The sequence below is a fragment of the Leucobacter sp. NPDC015123 genome, assembly GCF_043080205.1.
Classification (GTDB): Bacteria; Actinomycetota; Actinomycetes; order Actinomycetales; family Microbacteriaceae; genus Leucobacter; species Leucobacter aridicollis_A.
Genome location: NZ_JBIBVH010000004.1, coordinates 204975 through 222047, shown reverse-complemented (window position 1 = coordinate 222047; position 17073 = coordinate 204975). Strand labels below are relative to the sequence as shown.

Genomic DNA, 17073 nt, shown 5'->3' with positions numbered 1-17073 from the left:
TTCACGACGATCACAGCAGGGACGTGACATCACTATGACGCAGCGCGACACCACAGCTGCCCCGCCCAGAGCAGAGTGGACGGGGCAGTTCGGGTTTATCATCTCGGCGATCGGATCTGCCGTTGGGCTCGGCAACATCTGGCGATTCCCCGGGGTCGCGTACGAGAACGGTGGCGGGGCTTTTCTCATCCCCTACATCGTTGCGCTGCTGACGGCTGGCATCCCGATCCTGTTTCTTGACTACGCGATCGGCCACCGGTTCCGCGGCTCTGCGCCGCTTGCGCTTCGCAGGCTCGCGGGCAAGCTCGGCGAGGGCATCGGCTGGTTCCAGGTGATGATCTGCGTGTTTATCGCGATCTATTACACGGCGGTGCTCGCGTGGGCATCGAGCTACTTCGTGTTCTCCTTCGACCTGCGCTGGGGCAGCGATGCGGCCGGATTCTTCACCGGTGACTACCTGCAGACCGCGGAAGCGCCGTTCACGATGCAGTTCGTGCCGAGCGTGCTTATTCCGCTCGTGCTCATGTGGGTGGTCGCGCTTGTCGTGCTCGGCGCCGGCGTCGTGCGTGGTGTGCAGCGTCTGAACATGATCGCGATTCCGCTGCTCGTCGTCGGGTTCTTGATCCTTGTCGTGCGCGCGCTCTTCCTCCCTGGCGCCGCCGATGGTCTGAACGCTCTCTTTACCCCCGACTTCGCCGCGCTGCTCGACCCGTCCGTCTGGGTCGCCGCCTACAGCCAGATCTTCTTCTCGCTCTCGGTCGCGTTCGGCATCATGATGACCTACGCCTCGTACCGCCGCAGGCGCTCAAACATGACCTCTCCGGGGCTCGTGGTTGCGTTCGGGAACTCGTCGTTCGAGATCCTCGCGGGCATCGGCGTCTTCGCGACGCTCGGGTTCTTCGCCCACCAGCAGGGCGTCGCCGTTGCCGACCTCGAGGGGCTGAAGGGTGTCGGTCTCGCCTTCATGACCTTCCCAGCGATCGCGGCGCAGATGCCTGGAGGCGAGATTTTTGGCGCGCTGTTCTTTGGGGCGCTGACGCTCGCGGGCCTCACGTCAATGATCTCGATCATGGAGGTCATCCTCGCCGGCGTCATGGACAAGTTCGGTCTGAGCCGCCGCGGCGCCGTGTACGGCATCGGCGGGGTACTCGCGCTCGTCTCGCTCGCGCTCTTCGGCACGACATCGGGGCTCACCGCGCTCGACACCATCGACAACTGGGCGAACAACATCGGCATCGTCGCCTCGGCGGTCGTGATGACGATCACCGTGCTCTGGATCCGGCGGGCAGGAACCGAGCTGAGCGGGCACCTGAGCGCGCTCTCGACATTCAAAGTCGGCCGTACCTGGCTGTTCTTTGTGTCAGTGCTCGGTCCAGTCGTGCTCGGCTACATGCTCGTGACGACGATCATCGGGCTCATCCAGGAGCCCTACTCGAACTACGACACTGGCTACCTCGCGATCGTCGGGTGGGGCTCCGTCGTCGTGATGATTGCCGGTTCGATCGCGTTGACGCTTAGCCCGTGGCGCTACGACCCCACCAACTTCACGCCCTGGCCGCCCGTCGCGCAGAAGTCTGCGAGGGCGGCAGCGAAAGCCGCGAAGGTGGCTGATGTCACTGATAATACTCAGGCAATGACGAACGGAGCCGACCGATGACCCCCATTGCGATTACGTTTCTGGTGCTTGCGCTGACGATCATCTGGGGCGGACTCATCGCGAGCACGGTCTTCCTCGCACGCCGCTCGGAGGTTGCCGCCTACCCCGAGGGCGGCGAAGATCTCGCCGGTGAACGAATCGAGGAGTAGCTGAAGCGGTGAGCGGCCGAGCCACCGTCAGAGCAGGTTGACGAGCGCGATGTAGGCGCCGGTGCCGGCGGCGATGCTCAAGAGGATGCGCCTGCCGCAGGTGAGATGCACCGCCACCGTCACCGCGGTGGCTGCCAGGGCCATCCACCAGTGATCCCCGAGAGCGACGATCTCGTCGCGCAGCACGACGACGGCGAGGATCAGCACGATTCCCGCTGGCATCCACTCACCGAGTGCGCGCACGAACTTCGACTTGCGGAGTGGTTTGAGCATCGCGAACGGCAGGACGCGGAGCCCGAACGTGATGAGACCGCCAATGGCGATCGCAGAGATGAGATACCAGGTCACTCGGGGGCTCCTTCCGTTGTCTCGGGGCCAGGGGATTCGCGGTTAAGACGTGCCTCAACCGCGTACCTGACCGCGAGCAGCGCGGCGAAGATCACGAGAGCCGCGAGCATAGTGTTGCCAGGGAAGGCCGCGATCGCGACCGCCGCAGCCAGGGCTGCGAGCAGCGCTGACGGGACTTGCCGCTTCGAGCGGACGGCGTCGACTGTCATCACAGTAAACGTTGCGGCGAGTGCAAACTCGAAGCCTTCGATCGGCGCAGGCAGTGCTCGAGCGATTGCGAGGCCGATGAGTCCGCCGCCCACCCAGTACAACTGCATCATGACCTGGCCGCTGAGAATGCGGGCACTCGTGAGTTGACGAGCGGGCATGAGTACGTAGGTTGCGTACGCCTCGTCGATGAGCGCGTAGACGGAGTATGCACGGGGGAGGCCCGGCTTCACTCGCGACAGCGGGAACGACAGCGCATAGAAGACGTGCCTGAAGTTCACTGCAAACACCGTCACTGCGATTGTGAGCAGCGGTGCGCCGGCCGCGAGCATGCTTACGAGCAGCAGTTCAACCGAGCCGGCGAAGATGACGATAGAGAGCGCGGGTGCTACCCAGAGCGGGAGGCCTGCCTGGACGACGAGGATGCCGAGTGCAACTCCGAGTGGGAAGATGCCGATCCCGACGCCGAGGGAGTCCTTGACTCCCTGCGCGACCTGGGCGCGCCAAGGCTCCCCGCTTTCGGGCTGCGCGGCTAAAGACATACTTCCTATTCTGTCGCACTGGGTAGCGAACTGGTGAGCGGGCGTAGCGTTCCTCGGGAGTGCGCGTGTGGCGATGAGAGGTTGCGGGGCTGAGCGTGCACAGCGCGGGCCTGTCCTTGTCGCGCAAGATCTGGGATCTGCAATGTCAATGCCCTGCTTGGCAAGACTAGGCAGGTACTTCGCAGATCACATTGCTTGGGATTGATGGGATCCATGGGGCTGATGGGCCCGATGGGCGCGGCAGAGGAGGCGACAAAAGGGGCGCGCCCAGGCCGAAACCCGGATGCGCCCCTCGAGCGAGCCGGACTAGTTGACCGGACCGGTGTACTTCTCGCCGGGACCCTTGCCGATTGCGTCAGGGATCGGCGACGCCTCGCGGAACGCGAGCTGGACGGAGCGCAGGCCGTCACGCAGGCTGCGGGCGTGCATATCGCTCACCTCGGGCGCGCCTGCGGTGATGAGCCCAGCCAGGGCATTGATGAGCTTGCGAGCCTCATCGAGATCGATCTGGCTGTCTGGGTCGTCGGCGAGGCCCACCTTCACGGCGGCCGCGCTCAGCAGGTGGACTGCAGCGGTAGTGATGACCTCAACCGCGGCGACGTCAGCGATGTCGCGAACCGCCTGCGCGGCCTCGTCGCCTTCCGGGTACACCGCGTCGTGGTTGGTGGTCTGTGCCGCCGAGTCGGCGTTCTGCTCGCTCATGAAAAAGCGCCCCTGTCTTTATCTTCGCTCAGTGTGCTAAGCTTCTGGAGGTTATCGGCAATCTTGCCGGTGCTACGGAAGAGGAGATTCTCCCACCCGAAACCTCTACAAGGTTACCGGGTAGTTGGCACTCCGTCGCATTTCATGCGGCAGCTCAAGGGTGTGGGTACGCGTGCGTTCCCGATCTCATTTCCGTGAGCCTCGACACCGTCGAGCAGACTTATCACATTGAGATCAGAGGAGCAGGCGATCAGCGATCCCCGTACGAATGACCGAATCCGCGTTTCCGAGGTGCGACTGGTAGGACCCAGTGGCGAGCAGGTCGGAGTCGTGCCGATCGATACTGCACTGCGCCTTGCAGCAGAGGCGGATCTCGATCTCGTTGAGGTTGCGCCGAACTCGAAGCCTCCCGTTGCCAAGATCATGGACTTCGGCAAGTTCAAGTACGAGGCAGCTCAGAAGGCCAAGGAAGCGCGCCGCAACCAGGCGAACACCGTTCTCAAGGAGGTTCGCTTCCGCCTGAAGATTGACAAGCACGACTACGAGACCAAGGTCAAGCGTGCTGTCGGCTTCCTCGAGCAGGGCGACAAGGTGAAGGCAATGATTTTGTTCCGTGGCCGCGAGCAGTCGCGTCCGGAGCAGGGCGTACGCCTCCTGCAGCAGTTCGCTGAGCACATTGCCGAGTACGGCACTGTCGAGTCGAACCCCCGGATTGATGGCCGCAACATGGTGATGGTCATTGCTCCGCTCAAGAACAAGTCCGAGGCGAAGGCTGAGCAGAACGCTCGCCGCGCTGAGGAGAAGGCGTCGCGTCGCGCTGAGAAGCCTGCCGCAGAATCCGCCGCCAAGGCAGCGGAACCCGCCGCCGAATAAGACCCGTGGCTGCCCGGTGGATCGGATCCACCGAGCGCCCATGACGCAGCCGCTTCGGCGGTGCACCACAACAAGGAGAAAACCGATGCCAAAGCAGAAGACCCACTCGGGGGCCAAGAAGCGCTTCAAGGTAACCGGCTCCGGCAAGCTGATGAAGCAGCAGGCCGGCATGCGCCACAACCTTGAGGTCAAGTCCTCGCGTCGTAAGCGCCGCCTGAACGCAGAGCAGGTGCTGTCCAAGGGTGACGCCAAGCAGGCGATGAAGCTCCTCGGCCACTAAGCCGGCCCCAACTTATTTCGTTAAGGAAAGACTGAAATGGCAAGAGTAAAAAGGGCCGTCAATGCCCACAAGAAGCGTCGCGTAATTCTTGAGCGCGCCGAGGGCTACCGCGGGCAGCGTTCGCGCCTGTACCGCAAGGCCAAGGAGCAGGTTACCCACTCGCTCGTTTACGCGTACAACGACCGTCGCAAGAAGAAGGGTGACTTCCGTCGCCTGTGGATCCAGCGCATCAACGCTGGTGCACGTGCCAACGGCCTCACCTACAACCGCTTCATCCAGGGCCTCGCGCTCGCCGGTGTTGAGGTTGACCGTCGTATGCTCTCGGAGCTCGCGACCAACGAGCCCGCAGCATTCGCGACTCTCGTTGAGGTTGCCAAGAAGGCTCTCCCCGAGGACACCTCGGCTCCCAAGGTTGCTGCCTAAGTAGCCTGAGCTTACGCCCCGTCCCGCTTTCTGCGGGGCGGGGCTTTTGCGTTCCGGCGGTCGGCGGGCGCGCTGGCCGGTAGTCTTGTCTGGTGACTGAACTCATCGAGAACCCGAAGGCCCCGCGCGTGAAGCGCGTCGCAGCGCTCGCTCGGAAGAAGGAGCGAAACGAGACCGGCCGCTTCCTTGTTGAGGGGCCGCAGGCTGTTCGCGAGCTGCTCACGTACCGCCCCGGTCTCGTCGAAGTGGTCTACGCGACGACTGGCACGGAGGCCTGGCAGCTCGAACTCGACCGCCTTGCCTCTGATGCTGGAATCGACGTTGAGCGCGCGACGCCGCAGGTCATTCAGGCGATGGCCGAGACTGTGCAGCCACAGGGAGTCATCGCCGTCGCGCGCATTCCTGAGGCGACGCTTGAAGATGCTCTCGCCGGGGCGAAGCTCGTCGCCGTGATGCACGAGGTTCGCGATCCTGGTAACGCTGGCGCGGTGCTGCGCGCGGCTGATGCCGCCGGCGCCGATGCTGTCGTGTTCTCTGGGGAGTCGATTGACCCGTGGCATCCGAAGGTTGTTCGCTCAACGACAGGGTCACTGTTTCATCTTCCCGTCGTAACTGAGGGCTCGCTCGATGCGGTTGTCGCGGCCGCCCGTGAGGCTGGCCTTGAGACCATCGCTGCAGACGTGCGAGGCGACGAGATCACCGATGTTCGATCGCAGCTTGGCGGCGGCATCGCGTGGGTGTTTGGCAACGAGGCACGCGGGCTTGGCGAGACCGAACGTGAGGTCATTGGGCGCTCAATTCGCCTCCCCATCTACGGCGCCGCGGAGTCACTGAACCTTGCGACCGCCGCGAGTGTGCTGCTGTATGAGACAGCGTTCGCGCAGCGAGCCTAGTCGGCTGGCTGTTGCTCGCTCGCGGCCTCTCGGGCGCCTGACCGTTTCGCCCAGCGCACGAGTGGCTGCAGGATCGTGATGAGTTCGCCGCCAGATGGCGTGAGGCCGTAGCGGATCTGCACTGGGGTGCTCGGTACGACGGTGCGCGTGACGAGTCCCTGGATTTCGAGTTCGCGCAGGCGCGCCGCGAGCAGCCTGTCTGAGATGCCTTCGATGCTCGCGTGGATCTCCGAGAATCGCTCGGCGCCGCGAGCGAGCGAGAGCAGGATCGCCGCAGTCCACTTTCGGCCGGCGAGTTCTGCTGCCTCGCGAAAGAGCCTGCATTCGTCGTCGTCGATCGCGTGCAGTTGCTGGGAGCTGCGTGGTGCGGAAACTGTCTTCACGCTTACCAATAGTAAGTGACTAACCTGTGAGTTGTTCCCTGGGGCCCGACGCTTCACAGTAGAAGGACATCACCACACGTTGAAGGGGAGCGGCATGCAGCTCGGTGTCTACAGTTTCGGAAATCAGGCGACGGATCCCGCGACCGGTGAACTCGTCAGCACGGCTCAGGCGCAGCGCGACCTGCTCGAAGCGATCGTGCTCGCCGATCAGGTCGGGCTCGAGTTCTTCGGTATCGGGGAGCACCACACCAACGAGATGCCAGCATCGGCCGCCTCGGTGATCCTTGGCGCCGCCGCTGGCCAAACGAAGCGAATCAGGCTCGGGAGCGCGGTGACGGTGCTGAGTACGGATGACCCTGTGCGCGTCTTTCAGCAGTTCGCCACCCTCGACGCCCTGTCGAACGGGCGTGCCGAGATTACGGCGGGTCGCGGCTCTTCGGTCGAGTCGTACCCGCTGTTCGGGTACAAGCTTGAAGACTACGACAGGCTCTACGCCGAGAAGCTCGAGCTCCTGCTCAGGGTGAACGAGCACGCGACGGTCACCTGGAGCGGCACGGTGCGCGCAGCCCTCGACGACGAGCTTGTTGTGCCGCGCCCAGACCGAGGGTCGCTTCCGATCTGGCTTGGTACTGGCGGAAGCCCTAACTCGACCGTGCGCGCAGGGCAGCTGCAGCTACCTGTGTCGTACGGGATTATCGGCGGCGACCCTGCACGGTTCAAAGCGCTCGCCGACCTCTATCGCCGCGCGTGGGCGGCCGGACCGGAGACGACGCGGCAGCCTCTCATCTCAGTCGGAAACCCGGGCTTCATTGGTGAGACCAATCGCGAAGCCCGCGATACGTTCTGGCCGACCTGGTACCGCGGAATGGCAGATATCGGCCGCCGCCGTGGATTTGCGCCGCCTGTTCGAGAGCACTTCGAGATCGAAGCCGAGGGCGGAGCGCTCTTTGTCGGCGAGCCCGAGCAGATCGCGAATCGCATCATCAGGCTCCACGGCGCCATGGGCCACTCCCGGCAGTTCCTGCAGATGGACTTCCTCGGGCTGCCGCAGCGCGAACTGTTGCGCTCGATCGAGCTGCTTGGCACGAAGGTGAAGCCGCTCGTCGACGCTGAGCTGGGGCCCGAGCCCGAGGTCGTGCCGAACCCGCTCGACGGCGGACCCGCTCCAGTGGAGACGGGAGCCGCATCATGACGCGAATCGCGGTGCTCGGCGTTGGCAAGGTTGGCACTGCAATCGCGCGTGCGGCTCTCGCTGCCGGTTACGAGGTGACGGTCGCGGGCTCCGGTGACCCCGAGCCCGTGCGATTCATCACTGAGATCATGGCGCCCGGTGTGGGCGTTGCGACGGCGCACGACGCGGTCGAAGGGAGCGATATTGTCGTCCTCTCGATCCCGCTACCAAAGCTTGCGAGCCTCGACCCCGAGATGCTTGCGGGCCGGATCGTTGTCGACGCAATGAACCACTGGGAACCGACTGACGGCGCACTGCCCGCACTCTTCGACGGCCACGCCACGACGAGCGAGGCTGTGGCTGCACACCTCGTTGGCGCGCGGGTTGTGAAGGCACTGAACCACATCGGCTACCACGAGATGGAAGCAGATGCTCGCGAGTTCGGCGCCGACGACCGTCGCGGGCTCGTAGCCGTGTCAGACGACGCGGTGGCAGCGAACGAGGTCGCCGAATTCGTTGCGAGTCTCGGATTCGACGTGATCGCCGCGGGGCCGCTTTCGCGCAGCGCCGCTGTCGAGCCTGGATCCGAACTCTTCGCAGGCAGCTTCTCGGTTGCCGACGTCGCGCGCCTCCTCGGTGAGGCCGGCGCGCACGCCTACGTCGCACAGAAAGTCGACCTGGCAGAGCAATTCGACGGGGCCTAACGTCACACGACTTGAGCGCCGCCACCAAGATGGCGGTTGCGGACGCGGCGGGGAGCCTGTTTCGCCACACCTGCCGCAGCGAACAGGGTGAGGCGCGACCCGTGCGGTAGCACGGGGTCGCGCCTCACAAATAGCTACGCCCGTGCGCCGCTCGGCTCGCGGTTCGCTGAACCGGGGGAGAGGTAGCGCTCGAGCGAGTCGTCAAGTTCCTCGATCCACGGGGTGTGGTGCTTCGTGGCGATCGTGCCTGTCATCACGGAGCGGTAGCAGTAGTCGCGGTATCCCATGATGTCCTGCTGCTTGTGGTTCTTCCAGTCGACGAAGATCTCGGCGACCTCGTCGATGTCGAACGACGGGTAGTCGGTCTCCTCCATGAGATCGCGCACGTAGTCGGCCTGGAACCGAATCTGATCAGCGCCGTTCGTCGGTGTCGACTGGTAACGTCGCTGCCACTCGAGCATCGAACGCTCGCGCTCGGCCCTGCCTGGCATCTCCGCGGTGCCGAGGATCAAGTCACGCACGTACCAGGCCTGCGTATCGAACATGTTGAATGTGAACCACTGATCTTGCGCACCGACGTAGAAGAGCGCCGGGTTGTCGTGCCAGACTACGCCGCGGTAGAGCCGCTCGGGGTAGAGGGTGTTCGCGCCCGAGACCGCGAGTTCGCGCGGCAGGAACGGGTACTTGTGCATGTAGCCCGTGCAGAAGATGAGCGCGTCGACGTCTTTCGACGAGCCGTCGGCGAAGAACGCGGTGCTCCCCTCGAACCGCTGAAGTCCGTGGCGCTCCTCGAAGCGCTCGGGCCAGTCGTACCCCATGGGGGTGGTGCGGTAGCTCGCGGTCACCGAATTCGCGCCCATCTTGTAGGCCTGGCTGCCGATGTCCTCAGCCGAATAGCTCGACCCCATCACGAGCACGTCCTTGCCCGCGAGCGCCTCAGCGCCTCGGAAGTCGTGCGCGTGGGTAACGATCCCGGGGAATGTCTCGATACCGTCGACAGATGGCGTGAACGGGAACGAGAAGTGCCCGCTCGCGACCACGACGTTGTCGAACGTCTCGGTCGTGGTGTCGCCTGTTGGCAGGTGCTCACTCGTCACGGTGAACAGCTGTGTCGTTTCGTCGAATGCGACGAGGCGCACCACCGTCGTGAACCGGATGTGCTTTCGCACGTCGCTCTGCTTCAGCCTGCCGGCGATGTAGTCCCACAGCACCTCACGTGGTGGGTAGGACGAGATTGGTCGGCCGAAGTGCTCGTCGAACGAGTAGTCCGCGAACTCGAGGCCCTCCTTTGGGCCGTTTGACCAGAGATTGCGGTACATGCTCGAATGCACTGGCTCGCCATATTCGTCGAGCCCTGTCCGCCAGGTGTAATTCCATTGGCCGCCCCAGTCGGCCTGTTTCTCGAAGCAGACGAGCTCGGGAACCTCGTGTCCCTGCTTCTCCGCTGCTTCGAAGGCGCGAAGCTGAGCCATACCGCTCGGGCCCGCGCCAATGATTGCTACTCGTTTATTACCACTCACTTAACTACTCTTCCTCACTCTCTTGTTGCTCCTAGCCGTTCGCGCGGGGAACAGGGCAACGAGGGAGTCGCGTGCGAGTGTGATCGCTGGCAGACATTTCAGTCGGCCGCTGAGATTCCCAGCGCGGTAGGGAAAACTGACTTCTCAACCATCCGTCGGCTAGCAACCTTCACACCTTATCAGGACTCAAATTCTGGTGGCCCGGGCCGAGTGCTCTGGCACCCGCCGATGCGAGGCGACGCCTGGCGACACGCGAGGGGCCCTGCCTCGGTTGCAACCGAGGCAGGGCCCCTCGTGGTGTGCGCGGTGCGCGTCAGGCAGTGAGGCCGGCGCCGAGCGTCTCGCCGCTCGTGAACCCAGGCAGGATCGCGAAGACCGCGGAGCCTGTGTGCGTCACCCACTCGTTGAGCAGGTCTGCCTCGTCGAGGCGCTGCTGAATGGGCACGAACTGCGTAAGCGGATCGCGCTGGAAACAGCCGAACAGCAGCCCGGCCTCGTGGCCGTCATCGTAGTTCACGGCGCGGCGCACGATGCGCTCATTCGGGTCGGTCGACGTGGCGCGACGGATATGCGCGGCCGACGAGATGATCGGCAGGCCGAGCGCATTCTTCGCATCGAAATCCGCGGGGGCGTGCTCGCCGCCGTGCGGATCGGACAGCGCCGCGCCATCAGACAGGGTTCGCCCGATCGTCTGCTCGCGGCCTGGCCGGTCGACGCGGTCCCAGGTGTCGAGCTCCATACGAATCCGACGCAACACGAACGCCGAGCCCCCGGCGAGCCAAGGCTGGCCGTCGGCAGCGTCGACCCAGATGAGCGGGTCGAAGTCGGCGTCTTCGGGTTTCGGGTTGACGGTGCCGTCGACCTGCCCCATGAGATTTCGCATCGTCGATCCCGCGGCTTCCGCTCCGCGCGCCTGCCGAAACCCCTGCTGCACCCAGGCGACCTCGCCGAAGCGGTCGAGGTCTCGGTGCAGCATTCGCGCCGCGTGCGCGACGGGCAGCTGGTCGTCGGCCTGGACAGTGATGAGCAGGTCGCCCCCGTCGAAGCCGCCGCCGAGCTTGTCGAGCGAGAACGCGGGGAGCGGTGCCAGCCACTGAGGGCGCTTTGCCGGGTCGACGCGGTCGACGAGATCGGGGCCGACACCCACGGTGATCGTCAGCCGCGCGGGGCGCTCGGCGAGCTCGGGCTCGGGGTCTGCCAATGGGGCGACGCCCGCGGTGAGCGCTTCGATGTCACCTGTCAGGATCCGGAACATGCGCGTGATTGCATCGCGGTCCGTCTCCGGTCTTAGCGTGTATGCGATGTGGCGTACATGCGTTGCAGGCACCGTCGTGATCCCCGCCTGGTGGGCGCCGTGGCAGGGGAGCGCTTCGCCGCCGAAGCCGGGGCCGTCTGCCAGCGAATTCAGCGCTGGTGTCGCCTCAGGGTCGAAGCCCGGTTCATCGGCGCGCTGCCGCTCGGCGAGGGCGTAGCCACCCGCGGTGCCGCCGGCGCCACCGAGCAGCGCGCCGAGGCCCGCGCCAACCGCGCCCCCGGTGAGGAGGGCGCGGCGGCTCAGCCGGCGGGACTGCTGGTCGACGTCTGCGGGACGATCCTTACCCATGGTCCATCGCGTCAGTGTCGCCCGACATGTCCATGTCGCCGTGGTCCATATCTTCGTAGCTCTCGTTCGCGCCCGACGTGTCCTTCACGAGTGCGACGACATCGAGGGTCGTGCCGTCTGAGAAGGTCAGCGTCACAGTGACGTCGTCGCCCGGGGCGAGCGGCTCGGTGATGTCCATGAGCATGATGTGGTTCGCCCCTGGCTCGAGCAGCAGCGATCCGCCTGCAGGGACTGTCACGTCCCCCTCGATCTTGCGCATCTTGCCATCGACGACCTCGTGCAGCTCGGTGATGCCTGCGACGTCACTCGTGAGTCCGGTGATCGTGAGATCCTGATCGCCGTGATTCTCGATCACGCCGAAGACGCCGCTCATCGCCTCGCCAGGCTTTACATCGTCGGCCGTGGCCTTGGCCCAGGTGTCTGTTGCGGTGACCGTGGCCTCGTGGTTCTGTGCTGCTGAGCTCGACGTGTCGGTCTGCGCGTCGGCAGCCGGTGAGCAGCCAGTGAGTGCGAGCGCGAAGACTGCGGCGGCGGAGGCAAAGCCTACCGCCGCACGGCGCGAACGCTGGGTGCGGTGGGTGGTGAACATGAGTTACTCCTCGTGAGTGCGGGGGTCGTGGCCCTCCGCGGACGATGCGTTCCTACGCATGCGAACAATCAGTGGAATTGCGACGGCCACGGCGACGACTGCCGCGGCTCCGATCGCGAGTGGGAGAGGGATCGGCGAGCCGTTCGAATCCGTCGCGCCGTCGTCGGTCGACGGCGTCTCGGGGAGAGCCTCGGGCTCGGCGGGTGTCTCGGTCTCTCCCGAGTAGGGGCGAATCTCGCCAGGCGCTCCGTCGGCGATGTCGAACGTGAAGCCGCCCTCGATGGGGTGGCCGTCGCTCGACACGACCCGCCACGCCGAGGTGTAGGTGCCATCGGCAAGCGGGGTTGCGAGTGGTTGCACGACATCGCGGTCGCTGAACGTCGGGTCGCCGCCCGTTGCGTCGCCGCCCTCTGCATTCGAAACGTGGATCTCGGTACCGACCTTGAGCACGGTGTCACTGAATGTCAGCCGAAGGCCCGACGCCTCACCTGTGTCAGTCGTGTCGATCGCGACATCGATGAGCTGGTCGTGCGCCTGCGCGGCGCTCGGCGTAAAGAAGGCCGCGAGCGCGACGCCCGCTGCTGCCGCGAGCGCGAGTGTGCGCGCTGTCTTCGTCTGGCGGCCAATGCGAGCAGCCTGAATGTGGGTATGCGAGTGCATAACTGGTCCCGTTTCTTCCCGGGATCGCCGGGAAATCGATCAGAATGAGAGCTGGAGTTGAGGCGACGCCTGCGCGACCGGAGGCCCGCGCAGTGACCACGCTGAGAACCGTGCAATCTGATCGCGGAGCACGTGGGCTTCGATGCAGACCGGCCCTGCGACTGGGCGCTCGAACGCCGCGGGAGTCAACTGCTGCGGCAACACGCGCCTGAGCGACCGGCCGAGCGCGAGCACGGCACGCTCGCCACGCGAGATCAGGATCGTCGAAACCCCCGCTGCCACCGCGTGCAGCGCCCACATGAGCGTGTCTGCTGAGCCCGCCTCGACAACGTCGGGAACGAAAAGCTGCAGCGACGAGAGGTGCGCGGCGTGCGAGCCCATCGGGAACGAGGCGCCGAGCGAGAACGACGCCGAGGCGCCGATGCCAGCGAACGCCCAGTGATAGAGGAACTGGCTCGCTCCCACCGCGAGCCCCACTCGCCAGAGCGAGCCGACCCTGCCGGCGAGCAAGACGCACACGGGCAGCGCGATGATCGCGGTCACGACGACAGCGAAACCGGAGACCTCCCCGCCCGCGAGTGAGTGCGATGCTGCGGCAAGAACCGTCGCGAGTGCAGCGCCCAGCGCGCCGCGCGCGGTGCGCGCCTGGCGGCTCATGGGCTCACGTCGCTTGGCCATGCTGCCAGTGTAACCCGCGGACCCTGAGCGGGTGCGGCAGCGGGGGAGGATCGGCCTGATCGCACCCGCGCACGGTAGGATGTTTCCTTGTGTCAGACAACACCACGAACCCCAATCCGATTTCGCAGGAAGCGGTCGACGCCGCCGTAGCTGAAGCCCTCGCCGCGTTTACCGCCGCCGAGTCAGTAGCGGCCCTGAAAACCGCGAGGACCGAGCACGTTGGCGACGATTCAGCCATCGCGAAGCTCAACGCGCTGATGCGTGAGGTCCCGAAGGATGAGAAGGCCGCCACAGGCAAGCTCATGGGAGCGGCTCGCGGCCGGCTTGAGGGCGCGTTTAAGGGCCGCGAGGCCGAGCTTGCTGCCGCTGAGGCAGAGGCGCGGCTCGTCGCGGAGACAGTTGACGTGACGCAGGCGCCCGTGCGCCGTCGCGCAGGTACCAGGCACCCGCTTGAGCAGCTCAAGGACGAAGCGAGCGACATCTTCATCGGCATGGGCTGGGAGGTCGCCGAGGGGCCCGAGATCGAGCACGAGTGGTTCAACTTCGACGCGCTCGGATTCGATCCCGATCACCCGGCGCGCACGCTCATGGACACGTTCTTCGTTGAGCCAGCTGACAGGCACCTGCTGCTGCGCACCCACACGTCGCCAGTGCAGGTGCGGTCGCTCCTCGACCGCGAACTGCCCGTCTACGTCGTCGCCCCCGGTCGCACCTTCCGCACCGATGAGCTCGACGCGACGCACACCCCGGTCTTCAACCAGATCGAGGGCATCGCGATCGACAAGGGCCTCACGATGGCTCACCTGCGCGGCACCCTCGAGCACTTCGCGCGCCAGATGTTCGGCGCCGAGGCGAAGATTCGCCTGCGCCCCAACTTCTTCCCGTTCACCGAGCCCTCGGCAGAGATGGACGTGTGGCAGCCGAACGCGAAGGGCGGCGCCCGCTGGGTCGAGTGGGGCGGCTGCGGCATGGTCGACTCGAACGTACTTCTCGCCGCGGGAATCGACCCTGACGAGTACCAGGGCTTCGCCTTCGGCATGGGAATTGAGCGCACGCTCCAGTTCCGCAACGACCTCAACGACATGCGCGACATGGTTGAGGGCGACATTCGTTTCAACGCACAGTTCGGAGGCCTCGTCTAATGCGGATCCCACTCAGCTGGCTCGGCGAATTCGTTTCGCTCGCCGCAGACACCACGCCAGAGGATGTCCACGCACAGCTCGTGAGCGTTGGCTTCGAAGAAGAATCGGTGCGCCGCTTCGACGTCTCAGGCCCCATCGTCGTCGGCGAGGTGCTCTCGCAAGAGCCCGAGCCGCAGTCAAACGGCAAGACGATCAACTGGTGCCAGGTGCGCGTTGCCCCCGGGGGGCAGCAGGCGGCTGATGGCGGCGAGGATGTGCGTGGCATCGTGTGCGGTGCCCACAACTTCGGCCCCGGCGACAAGGTCGTGGTGACCCTTCCGGGTGCAGTGCTTCCTGGCGACTTCAAGATTGCCGCGCGTAAGACCTACGGCCACGTGTCTGACGGTATGATCGCTTCGGCGCGCGAGCTCACGCTCGGCGACGATCACGAGGGCATTATCGTGCTCTCGCGGCTCGGACTCGACCCCGAGGTCGGCACGAACGCACTCGCGCTGCTCGGACTCGACGACACCGCTGTGGAGATCAACGTCACACCTGATCGCGGCTACGCGTTTTCGGTGCGCGGCGTCGCCCGCGAGTACTCGCATGCGACAGGCGCGGCGTTCACCGATCCCGGGCTTCGCGAGGTCGCTCCCGCGAGCGGCTTCGAAGTACAGATCGCCGACGAGGCGCCGATCCGCGGGCGCGTGGGCGCAACCGGGTTCGTGACGCGCGTGGTACGCGGCATCGACGCGACCAAGCCGACGCCTGCCTGGATGGTCGCGCGCCTGCAGCTCGCGGGCATCCGTTCGCTGTCGCTGCCAGTCGATATCTCGAACTACGTGATGCTCGAGCTCGGCAACCCGCTGCACTCCTACGACCTCGCGAAGCTCACCGGCGGCATCACCGTGCGCCGAGCCCGCGCGGGCGAGACACTTGAGACGCTCGACGGCCAGCAGCGCAAGCTGCACGAAGAAGACCTGCTCATCACTGACGAGTCGGGCCCCATCGGGCTCGCGGGCGTGATGGGCGGCGAGTCCACGAAGACAGACGACTCGACGACAGACATTCTCATCGAGGCCGCGACATTCGACCCGGTGTCGATTGCGCGCAGCCAGCGCCGTCACAAGCTGCCGAGCGAGGCGTCCAAGCGCTTCGAGCGTGGCGTCGATCCGCTCGTTGCGCGCGCCGCTGCGCAGCGCATGGTCGACCTGCTCGTCGAGCTCGCAGGCGGCACCGCTGACACCCTCGGCAGCGACATCGTCGCAGCCTGGGAGCCAGCCCCGGTGCTCCTTCCGATCGCCCGTGTGAACGGCCTGCTTGGCACCGACTACACCGACGACGAAGTGCGTGGCGCGCTCACAATGATCGGCTGCTCGGTCGAAGACGTGGACGCGGCGACGCTGCGGGTCTCGGCTCCGAGCTGGCGAGCTGACCTCACCCGCCCAGCTGATCTCGTCGAAGAAGTTGCGCGGATCGTCGGCTACGATCGCATTCCGTCTGAGCTGCCAGTCGCTCCGGCGGGCCGCGGGCTCACCCGCACGCAGCGCCTTCGCCGTCGCGCGGCGAACGTCGTGACCGCGGCGGGCTTCGATGAGGTGCAGAGCTACCCGTTCGTCTCACGCAACCAGCTCGATAACTTCGGCCAGGGGCCCGAAAGCGCAGGGGAGCACGCTGCTCCCGTCGACGCGATCCGCCTCGCGAACGCCCTTGACGGTGAGACCCCGTTCATGCGGCGCTCGCTCCTCGCGGGGCTCGTGACTGCGGCGCAGCGTAACGTATCGCGCGGCCTTACTGACCTCGCGCTCGTCGAGTTCGGTCGGGTCTTCGACCCGGCGACCCCCGCCGGCGAGCTCGGCACCGCAGAGGTTCCGCTGCTCGCGCTAAAGCCCACGGATGAGCTGCTCGCGGCGCTCAACGCCTCGATCCCTGTCCAGCCGCACTGCGCCGCCGCGCTGCTGCTCGGCGACGCCATCGAGAAGCAGCCGGGCGAACCCGGCCGCGAGTACGACTGGGCAGACGCGATCGACGCGGCACGCATCACCGTTGGCGCCGTGTCGGCGTCGCTCACGGTGCGACAGGGCGCACACCGCGCCTTCCACCCCGGTCGCACGGCCGAGCTCGTCGTCGCAGGCGAGGTCGTTGGTGTTGCTGGGGAGCTCCTTCCGGAGCTCGTCGCCGAGTACCACCTGCCTGGCCGGGTCGCGGCGTTCGAGCTGAACCTTGAGCGCGTGATGGAGCTTGCGCCGCGCGAGCCCGAGACCTCAAACCTGTCGGGTTACCCGGCGGCGACGCAGGATCTCACGCTCGTCGTCTCCACCGAGGTGCCAGCGGGCGACGTGCTCGACACTGTCGTTGCCGGGGCGGGCGTGCTGCTTGAGCACGCGCACGTCGTTGCTGACTACCGCGGCCAGGGCATCGACGAGGGCCAGCGCGCGCTGACCTTCGCGCTGCGCTTCCGCGCGCCTGACCGCACGCTGAAGGCGGAGGAAGCGAGCGAGGCGAAGCTCGCCGGTGTCGCTGCCGCCGAGCAGGCGTTCGGCGCGAAGCTCCGCGACTAAGCGCTGCAG

At 65.8% G+C, this 17073-nt stretch carries 19 protein-coding genes; 10 read left to right on the top strand and 9 right to left on the bottom strand.

Annotated features, from left to right (window positions below):
- Nucleotides 1-34 precede the first annotated feature (34 nt).
- Nucleotides 35-1657 (top strand): sodium-dependent transporter, encoded by a 1623-nt coding sequence (locus ACF07D_RS10080; RefSeq protein WP_391504816.1) that lies wholly within the window; start codon nucleotides 35-37, stop codon nucleotides 1655-1657.
- Nucleotides 1654-1806, top strand: a complete 153-nt coding sequence (locus ACF07D_RS10075; RefSeq protein ID WP_119284245.1) for a MetS family NSS transporter small subunit — start codon at nucleotides 1654-1656, stop codon at nucleotides 1804-1806. Before ACF07D_RS10080 ends, ACF07D_RS10075 begins: the two co-directional genes overlap by 4 nt.
- Before the next feature lie 27 nt (nucleotides 1807-1833).
- On the opposite strand, the gene ACF07D_RS10070 is transcribed toward ACF07D_RS10075, so the two are convergent.
- From ACF07D_RS10070 to ACF07D_RS10060, 3 genes are all read right to left on the bottom strand, one after another.
- Complete coding sequence (locus tag ACF07D_RS10070) at nucleotides 1834-2154, bottom strand: branched-chain amino acid transporter permease (protein WP_119284244.1); 321 nt, start codon at nucleotides 2152-2154, stop codon at nucleotides 1834-1836.
- The gene (locus tag ACF07D_RS10065) at nucleotides 2151-2903 is read right to left on the bottom strand and encodes an AzlC family ABC transporter permease (protein ID WP_391504815.1); all 753 of its coding nucleotides are present in this window, start codon (nucleotides 2901-2903) and stop codon (nucleotides 2151-2153) included. Before ACF07D_RS10065 ends, ACF07D_RS10070 begins: the two co-directional genes overlap by 4 nt.
- 306 nt (nucleotides 2904-3209) lie before the next feature.
- Nucleotides 3210-3605, bottom strand: coding sequence for a DUF1844 domain-containing protein (locus tag ACF07D_RS10060; RefSeq protein WP_119284242.1), 396 nt, complete (start codon nucleotides 3603-3605; stop codon nucleotides 3210-3212).
- Between the two features lie 228 nt (nucleotides 3606-3833).
- On the opposite strand from ACF07D_RS10060, the gene infC reads away from it, so the two are divergent.
- The 4 genes from infC to ACF07D_RS10040 all read left to right on the top strand — a co-directional run bounded on the left by infC (nucleotide 3834) and on the right by ACF07D_RS10040 (nucleotide 6074).
- Entirely contained in the window at nucleotides 3834-4478 is a 645-nt protein-coding gene (gene infC / locus ACF07D_RS10055) for a translation initiation factor IF-3 (RefSeq protein ID WP_255808084.1), read from the top strand.
- 85 nt (nucleotides 4479-4563) lie between these two features.
- On the top strand, nucleotides 4564-4758 hold the full coding sequence (rpmI, locus tag ACF07D_RS10050; RefSeq protein ID WP_119284241.1) for a 50S ribosomal protein L35: 195 nt from the start codon (nucleotides 4564-4566) through the stop codon (nucleotides 4756-4758).
- Between the two features lie 36 nt (nucleotides 4759-4794).
- On the top strand, nucleotides 4795-5181 hold the full coding sequence (gene rplT, locus ACF07D_RS10045) for a 50S ribosomal protein L20 (RefSeq protein ID WP_119284240.1): 387 nt from the start codon (nucleotides 4795-4797) through the stop codon (nucleotides 5179-5181).
- Between the two features lie 89 nt (nucleotides 5182-5270).
- On the top strand, nucleotides 5271-6074 hold the full coding sequence (locus ACF07D_RS10040) for a TrmH family RNA methyltransferase (RefSeq protein WP_391504893.1): 804 nt from the start codon (nucleotides 5271-5273) through the stop codon (nucleotides 6072-6074).
- On the opposite strand, the gene ACF07D_RS10035 is transcribed toward ACF07D_RS10040, so the two are convergent.
- Entirely contained in the window at nucleotides 6071-6457 is a 387-nt protein-coding gene (locus ACF07D_RS10035; RefSeq protein WP_391504814.1) for a winged helix-turn-helix transcriptional regulator, read from the bottom strand. The genes ACF07D_RS10040 and ACF07D_RS10035 overlap by 4 nt on opposite strands.
- A gap of 94 nt (nucleotides 6458-6551) precedes the next feature.
- Here ACF07D_RS10035 and ACF07D_RS10030 point away from each other — a divergent pair, with 94 nt between their 5' ends.
- Entirely contained in the window at nucleotides 6552-7649 is a 1098-nt protein-coding gene (locus ACF07D_RS10030) for an LLM class flavin-dependent oxidoreductase (protein WP_391504813.1), read from the top strand.
- Nucleotides 7646-8332 carry an NADPH-dependent F420 reductase gene (locus ACF07D_RS10025; RefSeq protein ID WP_391504812.1) on the top strand — a complete coding sequence of 229 codons (687 nt, stop codon included), beginning with the start codon at nucleotides 7646-7648 and terminating at the stop codon, nucleotides 8330-8332. Before ACF07D_RS10030 ends, ACF07D_RS10025 begins: the two co-directional genes overlap by 4 nt.
- Before the next feature lie 134 nt (nucleotides 8333-8466).
- Here the strand turns inward: ACF07D_RS10025 and ACF07D_RS10020 are convergent, their stop codons facing one another.
- From ACF07D_RS10020 to ACF07D_RS10000, 5 genes are all read right to left on the bottom strand, one after another.
- Entirely contained in the window at nucleotides 8467-9804 is a 1338-nt protein-coding gene (locus ACF07D_RS10020; RefSeq protein ID WP_391504892.1) for an NAD(P)-binding domain-containing protein, read from the bottom strand.
- A 361-nt stretch (nucleotides 9805-10165) separates the two neighbouring features.
- Nucleotides 10166-11455, bottom strand: a complete 1290-nt coding sequence (locus ACF07D_RS10015) for a Dyp-type peroxidase (RefSeq protein WP_391504811.1) — start codon at nucleotides 11453-11455, stop codon at nucleotides 10166-10168.
- Complete coding sequence (locus ACF07D_RS10010; protein WP_391504810.1) at nucleotides 11448-12044, bottom strand: copper chaperone PCu(A)C; 597 nt, start codon at nucleotides 12042-12044, stop codon at nucleotides 11448-11450. The genes ACF07D_RS10015 and ACF07D_RS10010 overlap by 8 nt, the downstream gene beginning before the upstream one ends.
- Nucleotides 12045-12047: 3 nt before the next feature.
- Nucleotides 12048-12704 (bottom strand): copper resistance CopC family protein, encoded by a 657-nt coding sequence (locus ACF07D_RS10005; protein ID WP_119284232.1) that lies wholly within the window; start codon nucleotides 12702-12704, stop codon nucleotides 12048-12050.
- A 39-nt stretch (nucleotides 12705-12743) separates the two neighbouring features.
- Entirely contained in the window at nucleotides 12744-13382 is a 639-nt protein-coding gene (locus ACF07D_RS10000; protein ID WP_119284231.1) for a hypothetical protein, read from the bottom strand.
- An 89-nt stretch (nucleotides 13383-13471) separates the two neighbouring features.
- Here ACF07D_RS10000 and pheS point away from each other — a divergent pair, with 89 nt between their 5' ends.
- The gene (gene pheS / locus ACF07D_RS09995; protein ID WP_119284230.1) at nucleotides 13472-14524 is read left to right on the top strand and encodes a phenylalanine--tRNA ligase subunit alpha; all 1053 of its coding nucleotides are present in this window, start codon (nucleotides 13472-13474) and stop codon (nucleotides 14522-14524) included.
- Entirely contained in the window at nucleotides 14524-17064 is a 2541-nt protein-coding gene (gene pheT / locus ACF07D_RS09990) for a phenylalanine--tRNA ligase subunit beta (RefSeq protein ID WP_391504809.1), read from the top strand. Before pheS ends, pheT begins: the two co-directional genes overlap by 1 nt.
- Nucleotides 17065-17073 lie beyond the last annotated feature (9 nt).

Coding starts and splice junctions, on each gene's coding strand:
- ACF07D_RS10015 (WP_391504811.1), bottom strand. CDS start 11,455: ATGGGTAAGGATCGTCCCGCAGACGTCGACCAGCAGTCCCGCCGGCTG.
- ACF07D_RS10030 (WP_391504813.1), top strand. CDS start 6,552: ATGCAGCTCGGTGTCTACAGTTTCGGAAATCAGGCGACGGATCCCGCG.
- ACF07D_RS10000 (WP_119284231.1), bottom strand. CDS start 13,382: ATGGCCAAGCGACGTGAGCCCATGAGCCGCCAGGCGCGCACCGCGCGC.
- ACF07D_RS10025 (WP_391504812.1), top strand. CDS start 7,646: ATGACGCGAATCGCGGTGCTCGGCGTTGGCAAGGTTGGCACTGCAATC.
- ACF07D_RS10080 (WP_391504816.1), top strand. CDS start 35: ATGACGCAGCGCGACACCACAGCTGCCCCGCCCAGAGCAGAGTGGACG.
- ACF07D_RS10060 (WP_119284242.1), bottom strand. CDS start 3,605: ATGAGCGAGCAGAACGCCGACTCGGCGGCACAGACCACCAACCACGAC.
- ACF07D_RS10010 (WP_391504810.1), bottom strand. CDS start 12,044: ATGTTCACCACCCACCGCACCCAGCGTTCGCGCCGTGCGGCGGTAGGC.
- ACF07D_RS10020 (WP_391504892.1), bottom strand. CDS start 9,804: ATGGCTCAGCTTCGCGCCTTCGAAGCAGCGGAGAAGCAGGGACACGAG.
- ACF07D_RS10075 (WP_119284245.1), top strand. CDS start 1,654: ATGACCCCCATTGCGATTACGTTTCTGGTGCTTGCGCTGACGATCATC.
- rpmI (WP_119284241.1), top strand. CDS start 4,564: ATGCCAAAGCAGAAGACCCACTCGGGGGCCAAGAAGCGCTTCAAGGTA.
- ACF07D_RS10065 (WP_391504815.1), bottom strand. CDS start 2,903: ATGTCTTTAGCCGCGCAGCCCGAAAGCGGGGAGCCTTGGCGCGCCCAG.
- ACF07D_RS10005 (WP_119284232.1), bottom strand. CDS start 12,704: ATGCACTCGCATACCCACATTCAGGCTGCTCGCATTGGCCGCCAGACG.
- rplT (WP_119284240.1), top strand. CDS start 4,795: ATGGCAAGAGTAAAAAGGGCCGTCAATGCCCACAAGAAGCGTCGCGTA.
- pheT (WP_391504809.1), top strand. CDS start 14,524: ATGCGGATCCCACTCAGCTGGCTCGGCGAATTCGTTTCGCTCGCCGCA.